The sequence below is a fragment of the Streptomyces sp. NPDC015346 genome (assembly GCF_043078785.1).
GTDB lineage: Bacteria > Actinomycetota > Actinomycetes > Streptomycetales > Streptomycetaceae > Streptomyces.
In genome coordinates this window covers 619,267-636,819 of sequence record NZ_JBIBTW010000002.1, presented here as the reverse complement: position 1 = coordinate 636,819, position 17,553 = coordinate 619,267, and the positions used below count along the sequence as shown (strand labels likewise).

The window sequence follows — 17,553 nt, the reverse complement described above, 5'->3', positions numbered from 1 at the left end:
CGGCCACAGCGTACTGCCCGGGGAAACGGACGGTGACGGACGCGGTACTCCGCTTGTCAGTCCACCGTGCTTAGCTGGACACATGATCGATGACTTCCTTGCCCACGTCCTCGCCGGTGGTACGACCGAGGTGGAGGAGGCGATCCGCAAGGCCGCCGCCGCCGAGATCATGCCGAGGTTCCGGCAGCTCGCCGCGCACGAGATCGTCGAGAAGAACGGGCCGCACGACCTGGTGACGGTCGCCGACCAGGCCGCCGAGGCCCATCTCACCCGGTCCCTCACTGCGCTGCTCCCCGGGTCCGTGGTCGTCGGCGAGGAGGCCGTGCACGCCGACCCCGGGGTCTACGAAGCACTCAAGGGCGACGCGCCGGTCTGGATCGTGGACCCGGTCGACGGCACCCGCCAGTTCGTGCGCGGAGAGGCCGGCTTCTGCACCCTCGTCGCGCTCGCGCAGCGAGGCGAGCTGCTGGCCTCCTGGACGTACGCACCCGCCCTCGACCAGCTGGCCGTCGCGGTCCGCGGCCGCGGTGCGACGCTCAACGGACAGCCGATACGGTCGGGTTCACCCTCGCCCCGGGCCGTCCTGGAGGTCGCCGCCTCCCACCCCGACTACACCACCCCCGACCAGAAGCGCGCCCTGCTCGGCCTCGACACCGAAGGCGTCCACGCCCGCCCCTGCGGCTCGGCCGGCCTGGAGTATCTCGACGTGGCCCGGGGACTCGTCGACGCCACCGCCTTCTCCTGGGAGTACGCCTGGGACCACGCGGCCGGGCTGCTCCTGGTGACCGAGGCGGGCGGCGCCCACACGACGATCGCCGGCGAACCGTTCCGTATCACCGGAGGCAACGCGCTGCCGTTCACCGCGGCACGCGACCGGGCCACCGCCGACCGGATCAGGACACTGCTGCGGGGGCGGTGAACGCCGGTGGACGGCGGGAATATCCTGGCCACCCTGGCCATCGGCTGACGAAGGAGTCCGAAGTGCCGTCGATGCTCGATGCCGTCGTCGTGGGGGCGGGACCCAACGGCCTGACCGCCGCGGTGGAGCTCGCCCGGCGAGGCTTCTCCGTCGCCGTGTTCGAGGCCCGGGAGACAGTCGGCGGCGGGGCCAGGACCGAGGAGCTCACCCTCCCCGGCTTCCGCCACGACCCCTGCTCCGCCGTGCATCCGCTCGGCGTCGGCTCGCCCGCCTTCGCGACGATGCCGCTGGACCGGTACGGCCTCGAGTGGCTGCACCCCCGCCTGCCCATGGCCCACCCCTTCGACGACGGCAGCGCCGCCGTGCTCTCCCGCTCCGTCGCCGAGACCGCCGCCTCCTTCGGACCGCGTGACGCCGGCACGTACCGGCGCCTCGTCGCCCCGTACCTCGGCCGATGGGACACGCTGGTACGGGACTTCATGTCGCTGCCGAGCACCGCGCTGCCCCGCGACCCCTTTACCCTCGCCCGGTTCGGCATCGACGGGCTGCCGCCCTCGACCTGGCTGACGCGCCGCTTCCGGGACGAGAGGGCGCGCGCCTTGTTCGCCGGGCTCGTCGGCCATGTCATCGCCCCGCTGGGCGGGTTCGCCACCTCGGCGGTCGGCCTCGTCTTCGCCCTGGCCGCGCACGAACGCGGCTGGCCGCTGCCCAGGGGCGGCTCCCAGTCCATCTCCGACGCCCTCGCCGCGTACCTGAAGGACTTCGGCGGCGCGGTCCACACCGACTACGAGGTGAAGCGGCTCGACGACCTGCCGCCCGCCCGCGCCTACGTCTTCGACACCTCGCCCACCGCCCTCGCCCGCATCGCGGGCTTCGGCGGGTACTACGACCACTACCGCTACGGAGCGAGCGCCTTCAAGATCGACTATGCGCTCGACGGCCCGGTGCCGTGGACGGCGGAGGCACCGCGCCACGCCGGCACCGTTCAGATCGGTCCCACCAGCGGCGAGATCGGCGCAGCCCTGAACCAGGCGTCCTCCGGGACGGCGCCCCGGACACCCTTCCTCATCACCGCCCAGCCCAGCCTCGTCGACCCGGGCCGCGCCCCCGAGGGCAAGCACGTCTTCTGGGCGTACGGCCACGTCCCGAACGGCTGGGACGGCGATCTCACCGAGGCGATCGAGCGCCAGATCGAGCGGTTCGCGCCTGGCTTCCGCGACCGCGTCCTGGCCCGCGCCACCGCCGGGCCGCGCGAACTCGCCGCCCGCAACGCCAACTACGTGGGCGGCGACATCGCCTGCGGCGCCGCCCGCGGCCTGCAGCTCCTCCTGCGCCCCAGGCTCTCCCTCTTCCCGTACAACACCCCGCATCCAGCCGTCTTCCTCTGCTCCTCCGCGACCCCGCCGGGCCCGGGCGTGCACGGCATGTCCGGCCACAACGCGGCCAAGGCGGTGTGGCGCCGGCTGCGCGCGACACGCGGCTGACCATGTGCTGCCCGCCGCACAAACGGGGCGCGGCCGAGGCCCCGACCGGGACATGATGGCCGTATGGCGCACTCCACGAAGATCACGCTCGTCCTCGGAGACATCACGGAGCAGCACGTCGACGCGATCGTGAACGCGGCGAACTCCTCGCTGCTCGGCGGGGGCGGAGTCGACGGCGCGATCCACCGCCGGGGCGGCCCGGAGATCCTCGCGGAGTGCCGCGCCCTCCGCGCCGGCCACTACGGCGGCGGCCTGCCCACCGGCCACGCCGTCGCCACCACGGCGGGCCGCCTGCCCGCCCGCTGGGTCGTCCACACCGTCGGCCCCGTCTGGTCCCGCGACGAGGACCGCTCCGAGCTGCTGGCCTCCTGCTACCACGAATCGCTCCGGGTCGCAGACGAGCTCGGCGCCCGGACCGTCGCCTTCCCGGCCATCTCGACCGGGGCGTACGGGTGGCCGATCGGCGATGCCGCCCGTATCGCGGTCGAAGCGGTGCGTGGCGCCGAGACGGCGGTGGAAGAGGTGAGGTTCGTCCTCTTCGACGAGTCGGCCTACGAGGCGTTCGCCCAGCAGATCAGCTGACCACCGGCCTGGTGGAGCATTCATTCGGTCTGGCGGTGGATGGTCCGGCGTGTTTGTCACAGGCCGGCGGGGCTGCCGCGCACAGTGGGGTCGTTCGCCGCCGCCTCATGGCGGCCTCGCTTCCCGATGAATGGAGATGCCGGTGACGGTGGTCAGTGGCGGCACGAAGGGACAGGAGCTCGCCGACAGCCTGCTGGAAGGGGTGGTGAATGAGCCGATGCGGGCGGCGACGAAGTTGCTGGGGGCTCACAGCGACGGCTACTGGCTACGGCGCCTGACCGACGACCAGGAACTCGCGGCCGCGGTCGACCATCCGCTGATCGACCTCTCCGGCCGGTATCCGACGCTCGACTGGGACGGCGTCGGCCACCTCCTGCAGACCCCGGGCTGGTCCCGGCAGGCCTCCAGGAGCCAGGCAGCCGTCCTGGAGTTCGCCGCGTCCCTCGTGAGCCGGTGCCCCGTACAGCTCGGCAAGGTGACTCAGGCGGTGGACGACGGTGAGTTCCAGCTGCTCCTGGCGGCCATGGAAGAGGCCTCGTACGGCGACCCCCGCTGAAACGGGGGCCTCGCGGCGCGGTGTGCGCTTGGGCGTCCGGCGGTGGGGGCCCTCGGCCTCAGACTCGGCCTCGGCCTCAGCCTCAGCCTCAGGTGAGCGTCGGCGAAGAGCGCTTGGCGGCATGGTCGACCGCTGCTGCGGCCATCGCCCGGATGATCGGGTGGGGCCGGGCGCCGTCTCCCGCGAGTTCGGGCTGGAACAAGGTGGCGAGGAAGAACGGATGGTCCGGCAGCTCGGCGATGCGCACGTCGCCCGCCTCGTCGACGCCGCTGAAGCGAAGGCCGTACGCACGCAGCACATCCAGATAGGCCGGGCTGAGGCCATACGAGCAGTGGTACCGCTCGACAGTCCGCTCAGCTCCCAGGACGCGCTCCACCAACGATCCTGCTTCTACCTTGACCACGCCTTGGTGGCCGACCAGGGAGCATGCCAGTGGGACGATCAGCAAGTCGTCCGCCTCCGGTCGGTTCTCCCCGTGGTCGACGTCGCGGAGCCCGCACACCTCGCGCGCGAACTCCAGGAGCGCGTGCTGGAAGCCGGCACAGGTGCCCAGAAACGGGATCCCTTGCTCGCGGGCGGTGCCGACCGCCCGGATCGCCCCGGCTTCGCTGCGATACGGGCTGCCGGGCACCAACCAGATGGCGTCGAATCCGTGGAGCGCGTCGGGGGTTTCCGCGTCCTGGGTCGGGATCCAGTACGCGTCCAGAATCAGCTGGTCGCGATGGGCCAGTGCGTCGAGAAGACCGGGGATACGGGCGTGGGCCCGCACGCTGGGCGAGCGGTCGCCCACCAGCGCGACACGGGCAGTGAACGTACTCAAAGGCTCGGGCATACGGACATGCTGCCCGGGCAGACGAGTTGAGCACCAACGATGATCTGTGACCTTTCCATTAGCGATACTGATGGACATGGATCCGCACCTTCTCCGCACGTTCGTGGCCGTGGCACGCTGCGGCTCCTTCTCCGAGGCGGCCCGCACACTGGGCTACACCCAGTCGGCGGTGTCCCAGCACATCGCCGCGCTCGAAAGCGACCTCGGAGCAGTCCTGTTGCAGCGGCGTCCGGTCTCTCCGACCGGGGTCGGCGTCCGGCTGCTGGAGCACGCCGGGCCCCTGCTGCTGCGGCTGGACGCTGCCCGCGCGGACATCGCCCGCCTGACCGCGGCGCCTGCCGCCCGCATCGTCATCGGCGCGTCACCACTGGCCATGACGCCACAACTCACCAGCACGCTCGCCGACATGCGCCAGAGGCAGCCGCGTTGGGAGGTGACGGTGCGTGTCCTCGGCCGCGAGGCCGTCATCCGCGACGTCGCGACCACAGCCGTGGACGTGGGCCTGATCGACGGCATGGCCGCTCCCAACGACCCACTCGACCTCCCCGACGTCGGCCCACTCACGGCGACGAACATCACCGAGCAACCGCTGTCCGTCGCGCTGCCCGCCCGGCACCCGCTGGCCGGCCGGGCCGGCCTGCGTCTGGTCGACCTCGCCGACGCCCGATGGATCGACGCACCGGACACCGCCATCCCCCTCGCCCACGTGCGTACCGCGAGCGGAACCGACGGCTATCGCGCCTCCTTGCACTACGAGGGAACCGACGTGCGCGGACTCCTCGCCCTCACCGCCGCGGGACACGGACTCGCCGTGCTGCCCCGGTCCACGATCGACGGCATGCCGGGCGTCAACGCGGTCCCCGTCTCCGAACCACGACTGGTGCACCGCACGGAGATCCTCCACAGCAACGCACTGGACGGCCCACCCGCGCTCCTCGCAACAGCCCTCACGTCACCCACCGACTGACTGAGCCCTCCTCGCCCAAGAGTACGAACAGGGCATGGAGCTGTTCCGCGTCGCGGTACTCGGCGCCGACCCCGAAGGTGCGGATGTCGCTGGTCGTCGGGGAAGAGGGGGACGGATTCGCGACCCGACAGGAGGGCGGTGAGGAAGTCGGCGAGGCCGCCGTCGTAGGTGTACCACTCGGGGCCGCGGGCTTCGTTCGCGGCGAGGGTCCAGCGGTCGGGCTCGTGGGGCGGGCGCATGTTCCAGAAGAGGTACTCGCCGTTGGCGGTGACCGCCATAGGGAAGAGCTGCTCGGGGTCGATGGGCACGGGATAGGTGCCCTTCTCCCGTTCCTCCTCAAGCTGTGCGCGGATGGTGGACGGCATGGGGCCGGTGAGGTCGGTCCACTGGGTGGGTGCGTGGGGTGGTAGAGGTGGAGGAAGTCGCAGAAGCCGCCGGGCCCGTAGGCACACTGTGTACAGCTTCCCGCGGCAGGGGAAGGTCAAGAGGGCGGCCGCCGGCGGGGGTCAGAGGCCGGGCAGGGGGCACATGTACAGGTAGGGGCCGACGGTCGGCCAGGCAGGAGGCGTGGCAATGGCGGACGAGGCATCCCACCCCGTGTCGGCGGCGGAAGCAGCTCGGTCGGCCCTGGAGGAGGTTTCTGATCCTGCCACCAGGGCGGTGGCCCTGGCGTTGCTCGCGGTGCGGGAGGAGCTGGCGGCAGTGGCTGAGAGGACGGGAAGTATGGACGCGCGGCTGGAACAGGTGAACCAGTACCTGGGAGCCCTCGCCAACAAGCCCTGACGCCCTGAACAGCGCTACGACAAGAGCGCCGCTCCGCACATGACGGTGGGGCACCGGGCGGAGCGGCTGAGAATCACGGAAGATCGGTGTCATGGAACACCCTCGTCAAGACTTCCTTGAGGCACTTTCACCGGAAAGCCGGGCCCGTGTGGAGCGGGAGCCCGTCCACCGGCAGGAGCAACTGGCCGCGGAGTGGAGGAAGCGTCTGCAAAACGATGCCGAGCCGGGGGAAGAGGGCACTGATTTCCTCGTGCCCGGCATGTCGCACGCCGGCCGCGAGGCGGAATACGTCGTCAGTACGGCGCTGGAGCAGTTCGGGGAGTCCTAGCGGCAGGCCGGGCGGTGCACCGCCTTCCGCTGGTGACCTGGGCGAACACCTGCCGGCGGCGTCTGTATGGGGCCGCGTCCGCACGACGCGGTCAGGATGTGCGGGCGCGGAGGCGGCGCAGCATGCGGGGGTCCTCGAAACCGACTGAGCGGGCGGCGGCGTCGATCGTCGCGCCGTGGCTGATCAAGTGTTGGGCGCGTTCGAGGCGGAGGGTCTGCTGGTAGCGCAGGGGGGTGAGCCCGGTGGCGCGGCTGAAGAGGCGGGTCAGGGTGCGTTCGCTCACGCCGACGGCCGAGGCCAGGGTGGGCAGCGGGAGCGACTGGTCGAAGCGGGCGTCGATGAGGTCCTGGGCGCGGTGCACGGTGTCGTCGAGGTGGGAGCGGTGCCGGAGCATCGCGCTGGACTGCGGCTCATGGCCGTTGCGGCGAGCGTAGACGACCATGTCCCGGGCCACCTGGGCGGCGACGGCCGGGCCGTGCCGGGTCGCGACCAGGTGCAGGGCCAGGTCGATGCCGCTGGCGATGCCGGCCGAGGTGATCACCCGGTCGTCGGCGGTGAACAGGACGTCGCGGACGACCACCGCCCTCGGGTGGCGCAGGGCCAGCTCGTCCTGCACGTCGTGGTGGGTGGTGCAGCGGCGGCCGTCAAGCAGGCCGGCCCGGCCGAGCGCCTCGGCTCCGGCGCAGACGCTGGCCACGGTCCCGCCCCTGGCGTGGTGGTCCCGGAGGACCCGCAGGGAGGCGTCGCCGATGGCCGGGGCGTCGGCCAGGGTGTCTGTCCGCCAGCCGGGCACCACGATCAGATCCTCGGGCCCGAGCTCGGGCCAGTCGAGTCCGGCCACCAGCGGCAGCCCCTGGGCGGTGGAGACCTGCGGCTGCTCGGCGACGTACGAGAGGGTGTAGGGGTGCCCGAAGTCGGCGGCCGTGGAGAAGACCTGCGCGGGGCCGGCCAGGTCCAGCAAGTGGACTCCGGGCACCAGGAAGAAGACGATGTGACTCACGATTCGGTCATCATGCCTGACGTCCTGCCGCGGCCTCCAGCTCGTCGACCGTCGCGATGGTGGCGAAGCGTCCGGCGAGGGCGTACTCGGTGCGCCTGATGACCTCTTCGGCGGGCAGCGTGCGCGGGTCGGCCAGCAGCTCGGCGACGCTCTGGTCGGCGGGAGCGTCGCGGTGCGGAATGGGATTGGTCGCGGTCGCGTCGACGACGAAGGTGACCTGGTAGCCGAGGTCGGCGGCGACGCGGGTGGTGGTCTCCACGCACTGCTCGGTGCGGATGCCGCAGACGGTGAGTTCGCGGATGCCGCGCTCGGTGAGGAGCTGTTGCAGGTTGGTGGTGGTGAAGGCGTTGTGCGAGGTCTTGTGGATCAGCGGCTCGCCGTCCGCTCGTTCCAGCTCCTCCATCAGCCGGACGTGGCCGAGGGCCGGGTCGAAGACGTCGCCGGTGCCAGGCTCGGAGTGGAGGACCCACACCACCAGTTCCCCGGCCTGGCGGGAGAGCCGGACCAGTCGGTTCACCTTGTCGGCGATCTTCAGGTCGGAGGTGGTCGTCCAGAGCGGACGGGCGCGGAAGGACTCCTGGACATCGATGACGATCAGTGCTCGGGTCATGTCCCCAAGCCTGAGCCGCCGGGCGGGGCGGCGCCAGTCCGCATCGGGTCCGGCAGCGGACCGATCCGGTCAGCGGGAGATCGGGCAGTCGGAACGGTCGACGGCGGTCAGGATTCCGTAACCGGCCCCGGGCGCCGAGGGGCCTGTGGTACCCCGTTGAATGGGCCGAGAGCAGTTCATACATGAAGGGGGCACGCCCGATGGGACGCGCATGGAACAAGAAGCTCGTGGCCGGAGTCTCGGTCGTCGTACTGGCCGTGATCGCCTTCGGGCTCGTGTGGTTCAAGCCCTGGACCCTCTGGTCCGACGAGACGGTGCACGAGGAGCTGCCGTCGGCAGTGGCGACGCCGACGACGCATCCCACCGCGCCTGAGGGGACCGCCACCGCCTCGGCCCCTCCCGCCGGACCGCGGGCACTGGCCACGGGCACGCTGATCAGCCACGAGCACACCACCAGCGGGTCCGTGAAGCTCGTACGGCTCGAGGACGGATCGCACACGCTGCGCCTGGAGGGCCTCGACACCAGCAATGGTCCTGATCTGCACGTCTGGCTCACCGACGCGCCGGTGAAGGAGGGTCAGGCCGGCTGGCACGTCTTCGACGACGGCAAGTACGTCAGCCTCGGCAAGCTCAAGGGCAACAAGGGCGACCAGAACTACGCGCTGCCCGCCGGAGTCGACTGGAGCGCCTACACGAGCGTCAGCATCTGGTGCGACCGTTTCAACGTCTCCTTCGGCGCTGCGGAGTTGACCCGAGTCTGAAGAGGCCCTTCCCTCTTCGAACAGGGCGTCGACCGTCGCCTCCCACTCGGGTACGCCGACGGTTGACGCCCTTCGCCGCCCACGACCGGAGTTCCCCGTTCCGGAGTCATGATGATCACTCTCCGCCCGCGAGAAACGCCATGGACAGCGGAAGTGGATCATTGGAAGCATGCGCGCGTTCCCCACTCTTGATCACAAGGAGTCGAAAGCGTGCATAGATCCACCGACCGGTCCCACGGGCCGGCGCGGCCCCGCAAGGTGCGGCGCCTCGCGCTGCCCCTCGCCCTGATACTCCTCGCCGAGACCGGCGCCGCCTTGACGATGGCCCCCCTCGCCACGGCGGCAGACGCCCCTCCTTCCCCTGCCTCCTCCGCCCGAACGGGCACCTTCGGTACCGCCCTGGACCGCGAGGAGACGAACGCTCGCCTCACCGCCCAGGCGCAGGGCCGGCGCATCGAGGTCCTCGGCGCCCGCACCGAGAACACCACGCTGTGGGCGAACCCCGACGGCACCATGTCGGTCGAGTCGTTCGCGGGCCCCGTGCGGTACCGCGAGAACGGCGCCTGGGTCGCGGTCGACACCTCCCTCGTCAAGAACCCCGACGGTTCGATCCGCTCCAAGGCCCACCCCCGTGGCCTCAAGCTCGCCGGCCGTACGGCGGCGGCGGGCAGCGACCTCGTCACCCTGGGGCGTGGCGCGCAGGCGGTGTCCCTCGGCTGGAAGGGCAGCCTCCCCGAGCCCGTCCTGGACGGTTCGAAGGCCACGTACGCCAATGTCATGCCCGCCACGGACCTGGTCGTCGAGGCGACCCGTACCGGCTTCGAGCAGTACCTCGTGGTCAAGGACCGGGCAGCGGCCGAACGCGCCGCGACCTTCACCCTGCCGGTGCACGCCAAGGGGCTGAAGGTCACCCAGAAGGCCGACGAGACCCTCACCCTCACCGACGCGAAGACCGGCAGGACGGTGGGGCACTCCCCGACGCCGTTCATGTGGGACGCCTCCGCCGGCCGGGCCGGCGTGGAAGGCGCTCACCGCGCCCGCGTCGACCTCGACGTCGTCCAGCGCACCGAGGGCTTCGACCTCACCGTCAAGGCGGACAAGGACTTCCTCGCCGACAAGGACACGAAGTACCCCGTCACGATCGACCCGGCGGTCTACTTCGGCACGAACTTCGACACCTTCGTCCGCAACGGCGACACCGCCGACTTCTCCGGCGGCGTCGACCTGCGCGTGGGCCGCGAGTGGCAGAAGGGCGAGGCGCGCTCCTTCATCAACTTCCCGCGCCACGCCTCCGTGACCGGGCAGGACGTCCTCAACGCCGAGCTCAACCTGTACGCCACCTGGTCCGACTCCTGCGAGGCACGCTCCTGGGAGATCTGGGACACCGGCACCGCCTCCACCGCCACCACCTGGGGCAGCCAGCCCGCCTGGCGTTCGAAGGTCACCACCTCGACGCAGACGCACGGGCACACCAACTGCGGCACGCGCTGGATCTCGGAGGACATCACCCCGCTGGTCAAGCAGTGGTCCCGGACCAGCCGCACGGTCGACACCGTCGGCCTGCGCGCCACCGACGAGACCGACTACAAGGCGTTCAAGATCTTCGCCTCCTCCGACGCGCCGCAGGCGCCGTCGATCCTCGTCACCTACGAGACGCCCGCGGACCCCGTCAAGGACCACGTCGTCTACTGGAACGACGTCCTGCTGGAGACCTACCGCCAGGCCGGCGGAGCCCCCGGACCGCTCGCCCGCGCCGGCGCCATGATGCACGGCGCCATCTACGACGCCGCCAACTCCGCCCGCTGCGCCGAAGGGGCCACCAAGTGCCTCGGCGCCGCCTATCTGGTGAAGGCCACGGCGACCAACGGGTCCGTACCCGACGTGAACAGCGCCATCGATCACGCGGCGTTCGACGTCCTCAGGTCCGTCTTCCCCGGACACAACTTCGACGACGAGATCGCGACCGCCCGCTCGACCATCCCCGCCGCCGTCACCTCCGCCCAGCGCGCCGCGGGCACGGAGGTCGGTCAGAAGGCCGCGGCCGCGATGATCGCCGCGCGGCAGAACGACGGTTCGGCGACCGCCGCCCCGTACACCGGCAGCACCACCCCCGGGTACTGGCGTCCGACCGGGACCGGCGACGGTGCCACGCCCGAGTGGGGCAAGGTCAAGCCCTTCGGCATGACCTCCAGCACGCAGTTCCGGCCCGCAGGACCCGGCGGCCACACGCAGATGAGCAGCCTGCTGCCCAGCCAGGTGTACGCCGACCAGGTCAACGACGTGAAGAGCCTGGGGCGCGCGGACTCCACCACCCGCACGGCGGACCAGACGAAGGCCGCCCTGTTCTGGGCCAACGACCTGGACGGCACCTACAAGCCGCCGGGCCAGCTCTTCGACCACACCCAGATCCTCTCCCGCCAGCACGGGCTGACCGTCGCCGGCAACGCGAAGCTCTTCGCCCTCACCGCCTTCGCCATGGCGGACGCCGCCGTCGTCGCCTGGGACATGAAGTACCAGACCGACATCGACCTGTGGCGTCCCGAGAGCGCCATCCGCCTCGACGGTGACGGCAACGCGAACACCACGGGGGACCCGAACTGGCAGCCGCTGTCCCAGGACCGCAACGGCAACCACTTCAGCCCCGCGTTCCCCGCCTACATATCCGGCCACGCCACCTTCGGCGGAGCCTGGGCCAAGGTCACGCAGGACTGGTTCGGCACCGACCAGATCACCTGGACGGCCACCACCGAGGACCCCAACGCCCTCGGCGTGACCCGCACCTACTCCACGATCTCGGCCGCGGCCACGGAGAACGCCGTGGGGCGTGTCTGGCTCGGCGTGCACTACCGCTTCGACGGCACCGACGGTGTCAGCGCGGGCGCCAACGCCGCCGCGTACACCTCGGCGAACCGTCTGAAGCCCAACGCCGCCGCCAGTTGGACCAAGTACGAGGACCTGCACAACCTCGCCGGCTGCCAGGAGGTCGGCAAGCGCCTCGTCGCCGAACACCGCTGGACCTCCTACCAGTGCACCCAGATCCAGGCCCCGAACCCCGACCACACGCTCTACGTGAAGTAGCCGGGCCATGAGGAAGAGAGACACAGTCATGCGTGTGCGTAACAGGACCACGGCCAGGACCCGCAAGGGCACCGGGCGCGCGGTGGTGGCACTGGTCGCGGCCCTCGCCGCCGGCGCCGTCGCCGCACCCCTCGCCATCGCCGCCGCCTCGGCGGACCCCGCGGCCACCGCCGCCGACGGCGACCCCGACGACCTGCTGCTCCCCACCCCGGAAGTGCCCCGCATCTCCAACAGCGCCTACGCGGGCTTCCAGATCTGCGGCAGCCCCCAGGGCGATCCGCTCGTCACCAGCGGCTCGCCGACCCTCGCCGCCACTCTGGAGTCGGTCGCCCCGCCCGGAACGGTCGAGACCACCGAGCCCGGTCCGCGACGCAAGGTCGTCTTCGAAGTCGACACCCTCGCGGGCGCCGAGGTCCTGCGCAAGCAGCTCACCAGCGACACGAGCCACGACGCCGCCTACCAGCTGCCCGAAGGAAAGCTGACCGACGGCGACTACCGCTGGCGCATGCGCGTCAAGGACGGCAACACGGTCTCGGCCTGGACCGCGTGGTGCGCCTTCAAGGTCCAGCGCGGCTGAGCAAGACCCGTTACGCCGGTGCGGAGGTGGCCCGTCCGAGAGGGCGGGCCACCTCCGCGCACCTCCGCGCACGTCGGCGCCCCGAATCGAACGGCCGCGCACGCTGCGCCCGGCATCGGCCGCTCGGCTAGGGTGATTGGGTAGGAAAGACACCCTCCGGTGTTAGGTCGATGCGTTGGACACTTTTCAGTCGCCGAGCGAAACGCCGGAGCGACCGCCGGCCGCCGTCGGCTACGCGGGTGTGCTGCGCGAACTGCTGCCGATCGCCCTGTGGCGGGAGGACACCGAAGGACGAGTCGTCGAGTGGTCGCTCGCCGCACAGGACCTGCTCGGCTACCGCCCCGAGGAGCTGCTCGGCCGCCTCGCCACACCCGTACTCGCCCCCGAGGGCAACCGGGAACTCGCCGACCAGCTGACGCGACGCGTCCAGTCGGGCGAGACCGTCGTCGGCACCCTGCCCGTACGCCACCGCGACGGCCACGACGTGACGATGGAGATGTGGATCGTCCCCGACGTCGACCCGCGCGGCCGGCCCGGCGCCATGCTCATCGCCGTCGAGACCTCCGAGGTCCTGCGCATGCGGGACTCGCTCGCCGCCCTCCAGAGCCTCTTCACCCAGTCGCCCATCGGCCTCGCCACCCTCGGCCCCGACCTGCGGTTCCTCCGCGTCAACGACGCACTGGCCCGGATGAACGGCGTCTCGGCCGACGAGCACCTCGGCAAGCGGCTCACCGAGGTCGTCCCCGGTGTCAACGCCGTGGCCCTCGAAGCCACCATGCGGCAGGTCCTGGAGCGCGGCGAGGCCGTCGTCGACGTGCGCCGCACCGGCCGGACCCCGGCCGACCCCGACCACGACCGCACCTGGTCCTGCTCCTACGCCCCTCTGCTCGACGGATCGGGCCGCCGGCTCGGCCTGATCGCCTCCCTCATCGACATCACCGAGGGACAGCGGGCGCTGGTCGAGGCCGAACGGGCCCGCCGCCGCTTCGCCCTGCTCGCCGAGGCGGGCACCCGCATCGGGACCACCCTGGACCTGCGGCAGACCGCCGAGGAGGTCGTCCAGGTCCTCGTACCGCAACTCGCCGACTCGGCCGACGTGCAGATGCTCGAAGCGGTCCTCGAACCCGACGAGGCCGGCGCCTCCACCCACGGCCTGCTCCGCCGGCTCGCCGCCGCGTTCCCCGACCCGTCCGCGCCCACCGCGCTGCTCGCCGCGGGCCAGACCTTCCAGATCCCGCTCGGCACGGTGTACGAACAGGTCATCACCGAGGGCCGGCCGATGAACCTCTACCAGGCCGACATCCCGGCCCTCTTCCCCGATCCGCGCGCCGACGCGCTGCGGGCGTACCTCGCCTCCAGCATCGGCTCGGCGCGCATGGTCCCGCTCGTCGCCCGGGGCAAGGTGCTCGGCGCGGTCGCCGTCACCCGCTCCCGCGACCGCGAACCCTTCGACGAGCAGGACACCGTCCTCGTCGACGAACTGGTGGCCCGCGCGGCCCTCAACATCGACAACGCCCGCCTCTACACCACCCAGCGCGAGGCCGCCCTCACCCTGCAGCGGAGCCTGACCAACAGCGCCCTGCCCAAGGTCCACGGCCTCGAACTCACCGGCCGCTACCTCCCCGCGAGCGACCACGACGTCGGCGGCGACTGGTTCGACGTCATCGCCCTGCCCGAGGGCCGCACCGGGCTCGTCATCGGCGACGTCATGGGCCACGGCATCCACGCGGCGGCCGTCATGGGTCAGCTGCGTACGGCGGTACGGACCCTCGCCCGGCACGGGGTACCGCCCGCGGAGCTGCTCCGCTCCCTCGACGCCGTCGTCGCCGACCTCGGCGAGGACGAGATGGCGACCTGCGTCTACGCGGTCCACGACCCGGCCACCGACCGCGTGCTCATCGCCCGGGCCGGCCACCCGCCACCGGCCGTGGCCACCGCCGACGGCACCATCACCTTCCTCGAGGGCCCGCCCGGCACCCCGCTCGGCACCGGCGGGCAGGACTTCCGCACCGAGGAGCTGCGGCTGCCGCCGGGCAGCCTGCTCGTGCTCTACACCGACGGTCTCATCGAGGCGCGGGACCGCGACCTCGACGAGGGCATGGACCAGCTCGCCCAGGCGCTGCTCCACATCGAACGGCCGCTGAGCCAGCTCTGCGACGACATCCTCGAACAGCTGCTGCCCCGTGCGCCGGGGGACGACGTGGCCGTCCTCCTGGCCCGTACGTCACTCACCTGACCGGCCTCCGGCCCCGGCGGGGTCACCAGGCGAGGTTCTCCAGCGCGTCCAGGTCCGGTGCGAGGCCGTTCACGGCCGCCTCCGAGCCGGCCCCCGTGGTCAGCGGAAGCTCCGCCCAGATGACCTTGCCGCGCTCCGTGTAGCGGGTGCCCCAGCGCTCGGCGAACTGCGCGACGAGGAACAGCCCACGGCCGCCCTCGTCCGTGGTCGCGGCGTACCGCAGGTGCGGAGCCGTGCTGCTGCCGTCGGAGATCTCGCAGATGAGCCGGCGGTCGCGCAGCAGCCGGACCCGGATCGGCTCGGCGCCGTACCGGATGGCGTTGGTGATCAGCTCACTGAGGATCAGTTCGGCCGTGAACGCGATGTCGTCCAGCTTCCAGGCCGCGAGCTGCGCCGCGCCCGCGTTGCGCACCCGGGCCACGGCGGACGGATCGGCGGGCACGTCCCACTGCGCGATCCGGTCGGACTCCAGGCGCCGCGTGTCGGCGACCAGCAGGGCGATGTCGTCGTCCGGCGCCGGCACGAGCAGCGCGGTCAGGACGTCGGCGCAGGCCTGCTCCGGGCTGCGCCCGGGCCGGGCCAGCGCCTCGCCCAGCAGCCCCAGCCCCGTGTCGAAGTCCCGGTCGCGGTCCTCGACGAGACCGTCGGTGAACAGGACGAGGCGGGTGCCCTCCGCCAGACGCAGCTCCGTGGACTCGAAGGGCATGCCGCCCACCCCGAGGGGCAGTCCGGCGGGCACCTCGGGGAACTCGACCCGGCCGTCGGGGTGCACGAGCGCCGGGCCGGGGTGCCCGGCGCGGGCGAGGGTGCAGCGGCCGTCCGCCGGGTCGTAGATGACGTACAGGCAGGTCGCCCCGGTCATGCGGTCACGGGGCTGGAACCCCTCGCCCTCGACCACGTCCGCCTCGCTCCCGCCGTCCCCGTCCCCGTCCCAGTCCCTGTCTCCGTCACCCGCCTCGGGCCGGTCGATCCGGTCGATCAGCTCGTCGAGATGGCCCAGCAGTTCGTCCGGCGGCAGGTCGAGGGTGGAGAAGTTGTGCACCGCCGTGCGCAGCCGGCCCATCGTCGCGGCGGCGTGCAGCCCGTGCCCGACGACATCGCCGACCACCAGCGCCACCCGGGCCCCCGGCAGCGGGATGACGTCGAACCAGTCCCCGCCCACCCCCGCCTTCGCGGGCAGATAGCGGAAGGCGACGTCGACGGCGGACAGCTCCGGCAGGACCCGGGGCAGCAGGCTGCGCTGGAGCGTCACCGCCATCGTGTGCTCGCGGGTGAACCGGCGGGCGTTGTCGATGGAGACCGCCGCCCGCGCCGTCAGCTCCTCCGCGAAGGAGAGATCGTCCTCCCCGAACGGCTCCGGGGTGTCGGCCCGCCAGAAGTTGGCCATGCCCAGGACGACCCCCCGGGCCAGCAACGGCACCGCGAGCAGGGAGTGGAATCCGTACGCCAGGGCCGCCGCGGCGCCCTCGGGGTCCTGGGCCCGCCACCCCTCGGCGGTGTGCAGGTCCGTCACCCGTACGGCGTGACCACCGTCGAGCGCCCTGGCCATCGGGGTGGTCGGCACCACGCACCGGATGGCGTCCCCGACCGGCTGGAGCGGATGGTCGTCGCGGGTGCCGCTCAGCGCCGTGCGGCGCATCTCGGTGTACGCGCCCGACGGCTCCTCGCCCCGCAGCACCGGTGTGAGCAGCTCCACCGTCACGAAGTCGGCGAACCGCGGGACGGCGACCTCGGTCAGCTCCTCGGCGGTGCGGACGACGTCCAGGGTGGTCCCGATCCGTACCCCCGCCTCGTACAGCAGTTGCAGCCGGCCCCTGGTGATCGCCGCCCTGCCGGTCAGCGTGGCGAGCTCGGTCGTGTCCCGCAGCGTCATCACGGTCCCGGTGGGGCGGCCCCGGTACGGCTCGGTGGGGCGTACGTTGACGGCGAGCAGCCGGTCGCCCGCCCGGTGCACCTCGTCCGTCGCGGTCCGCCCGGAGGCGAGCAGCGCGGCGGTACCGGGGTCGAGGCCGAGCTCGGTGACGTGGCGCTGCTCCGCGTCGGCGGGGAGGTCGAGCAGGCGCCGCGCCTCGTCGTTGGCGAGCAGCAGCCGGCGGTCCGCGTCGATGATGAGCACGCCCTCGCGGACCGCGTGCAGGACCGCCTCGTGGTGCTCGTTGATCCGGGTCATCTCCAGCGGGCCCAGGCCGTGGGTCTGCCGCCGCAGCCGCCGGCTCACCAGCGCGGCGCCGCCCACGGCGAGCAGCAGGGCGGCGGCCGCGGTGCCGAGCAGCAGCGGCAGCTGACCCTCGACCACATTGCCGACGTTCTCGATCTCGATGCCGGTACCGACCAGGCCGACGATGTCGCCGTCCTCCGTCCGTACCGGGACGATGGCCCGGACCGCGTCCGTCGGCTCCCCGGTGAAGATCTCGGTGAAGGACTCGCCCGCCCGGGCCCGGGCGATGTCGCCGGTGGCGCGCTCGCCGATCAGTTCCGGCCGCGAGTCGGTGTAGCGGATCCCGTCGGGGGTCATCACCGCGAGGAAGTCGAGCCCGGCGGCCTGCCGGGCCGACTCGGCCCGCTGCTGGAGCACGGCGGTCGGATCGGGGGTCTTGAGGGCGTCGACGAGTCCCGGAGCGTGGGCGAAGGCCTCCGCCGCCGCGAGCGAACGGTTGCGCGCCTCGCGCTCGCTGTCGTAACGGGTCTGCAGGATGAGGGCGAGCGCGCCCACGGTGACGAGCAGCACCACGATGACCGCCTGCAGCGCGAAGACCTGACCGGCGACGCTGCGCAGTCCAAGACCCAGGCCCTTGGGCCGGCCGAGGCGTCCGGTCATGGCGTGCTTCTCTGCGATTCGG

Annotated in this window: 15 protein-coding genes; 11 read left to right on the top strand and 4 right to left on the bottom strand. The window is 72.0% G+C overall.

The window, feature by feature from the left end:
• The first annotated feature begins 82 nt into the window (after positions 1-82).
• The 4 genes from ACF06X_RS08825 to ACF06X_RS08810 all read left to right on the top strand — a co-directional run bounded on the left by ACF06X_RS08825 (position 83) and on the right by ACF06X_RS08810 (position 3,541).
• Positions 83-919, top strand: coding sequence for an inositol monophosphatase family protein (locus ACF06X_RS08825; protein ID WP_392286510.1), 837 nt, complete (start codon positions 83-85; stop codon positions 917-919).
• A gap of 62 nt (positions 920-981) precedes the next feature.
• Positions 982-2,403 carry a phytoene desaturase family protein gene (locus ACF06X_RS08820; protein WP_392286509.1) on the top strand — a complete coding sequence of 474 codons (1,422 nt, stop codon included), beginning with the start codon at positions 982-984 and terminating at the stop codon, positions 2,401-2,403.
• A 63-nt stretch (positions 2,404-2,466) separates the two neighbouring features.
• The gene (locus ACF06X_RS08815; protein WP_392286508.1) at positions 2,467-2,985 is read left to right on the top strand and encodes an O-acetyl-ADP-ribose deacetylase; all 519 of its coding nucleotides are present in this window, start codon (positions 2,467-2,469) and stop codon (positions 2,983-2,985) included.
• 142 nt (positions 2,986-3,127) lie between these two features.
• Positions 3,128-3,541, top strand: a complete 414-nt coding sequence (locus tag ACF06X_RS08810; RefSeq protein WP_392286507.1) for a hypothetical protein — start codon at positions 3,128-3,130, stop codon at positions 3,539-3,541.
• Between the two features lie 88 nt (positions 3,542-3,629).
• Here the strand turns inward: ACF06X_RS08810 and ACF06X_RS08805 are convergent, their stop codons facing one another.
• Entirely contained in the window at positions 3,630-4,373 is a 744-nt protein-coding gene (locus ACF06X_RS08805) for a hypothetical protein (protein WP_392286506.1), read from the bottom strand.
• 76 nt (positions 4,374-4,449) lie between these two features.
• Between ACF06X_RS08805 and ACF06X_RS08800 the strand changes: the two genes are divergently transcribed.
• The 3 genes from ACF06X_RS08800 (at position 4,450) to ACF06X_RS08790 (ending at position 6,451) form a co-directional block, all read left to right on the top strand.
• A complete protein-coding gene (locus ACF06X_RS08800; RefSeq protein ID WP_392286505.1) occupies positions 4,450-5,340 on the top strand; it encodes a LysR family transcriptional regulator in 891 nt (296 codons plus the stop codon).
• A 573-nt stretch (positions 5,341-5,913) separates the two neighbouring features.
• A complete protein-coding gene (locus ACF06X_RS08795; RefSeq protein WP_392286504.1) occupies positions 5,914-6,123 on the top strand; it encodes a hypothetical protein in 210 nt (69 codons plus the stop codon).
• 91 nt (positions 6,124-6,214) lie between these two features.
• Positions 6,215-6,451 (top strand): hypothetical protein, encoded by a 237-nt coding sequence (locus ACF06X_RS08790; protein ID WP_392286503.1) that lies wholly within the window; start codon positions 6,215-6,217, stop codon positions 6,449-6,451.
• Between the two features lie 91 nt (positions 6,452-6,542).
• Here the strand turns inward: ACF06X_RS08790 and ACF06X_RS08785 are convergent, their stop codons facing one another.
• Positions 6,543-7,451 (bottom strand): GlxA family transcriptional regulator, encoded by a 909-nt coding sequence (locus tag ACF06X_RS08785; RefSeq protein WP_392286502.1) that lies wholly within the window; start codon positions 7,449-7,451, stop codon positions 6,543-6,545.
• A 10-nt stretch (positions 7,452-7,461) separates the two neighbouring features.
• Positions 7,462-8,061, bottom strand: a complete 600-nt coding sequence (locus tag ACF06X_RS08780; RefSeq protein WP_392286501.1) for an isochorismatase family protein — start codon at positions 8,059-8,061, stop codon at positions 7,462-7,464.
• A gap of 200 nt (positions 8,062-8,261) precedes the next feature.
• On the opposite strand from ACF06X_RS08780, the gene ACF06X_RS08775 reads away from it, so the two are divergent.
• From ACF06X_RS08775 to ACF06X_RS08760, 4 genes are all read left to right on the top strand, one after another.
• Entirely contained in the window at positions 8,262-8,822 is a 561-nt protein-coding gene (locus ACF06X_RS08775; protein WP_392286500.1) for a DM13 domain-containing protein, read from the top strand.
• A gap of 210 nt (positions 8,823-9,032) precedes the next feature.
• On the top strand, positions 9,033-11,900 hold the full coding sequence (locus ACF06X_RS08770; RefSeq protein WP_392286499.1) for a DNRLRE domain-containing protein: 2,868 nt from the start codon (positions 9,033-9,035) through the stop codon (positions 11,898-11,900).
• 34 nt (positions 11,901-11,934) lie between these two features.
• Positions 11,935-12,477 (top strand): hypothetical protein, encoded by a 543-nt coding sequence (locus tag ACF06X_RS08765; protein WP_392286498.1) that lies wholly within the window; start codon positions 11,935-11,937, stop codon positions 12,475-12,477.
• Positions 12,478-12,652: 175 nt separating this feature from the next.
• On the top strand, positions 12,653-14,713 hold the full coding sequence (locus ACF06X_RS08760) for a SpoIIE family protein phosphatase (protein WP_392286497.1): 2,061 nt from the start codon (positions 12,653-12,655) through the stop codon (positions 14,711-14,713).
• A gap of 22 nt (positions 14,714-14,735) precedes the next feature.
• Here ACF06X_RS08760 and ACF06X_RS08755 read toward each other — a convergent pair whose 3' ends face one another.
• A complete protein-coding gene (locus ACF06X_RS08755; protein ID WP_392286496.1) occupies positions 14,736-17,531 on the bottom strand; it encodes a SpoIIE family protein phosphatase in 2,796 nt (931 codons plus the stop codon).
• Positions 17,532-17,553 lie beyond the last annotated feature (22 nt).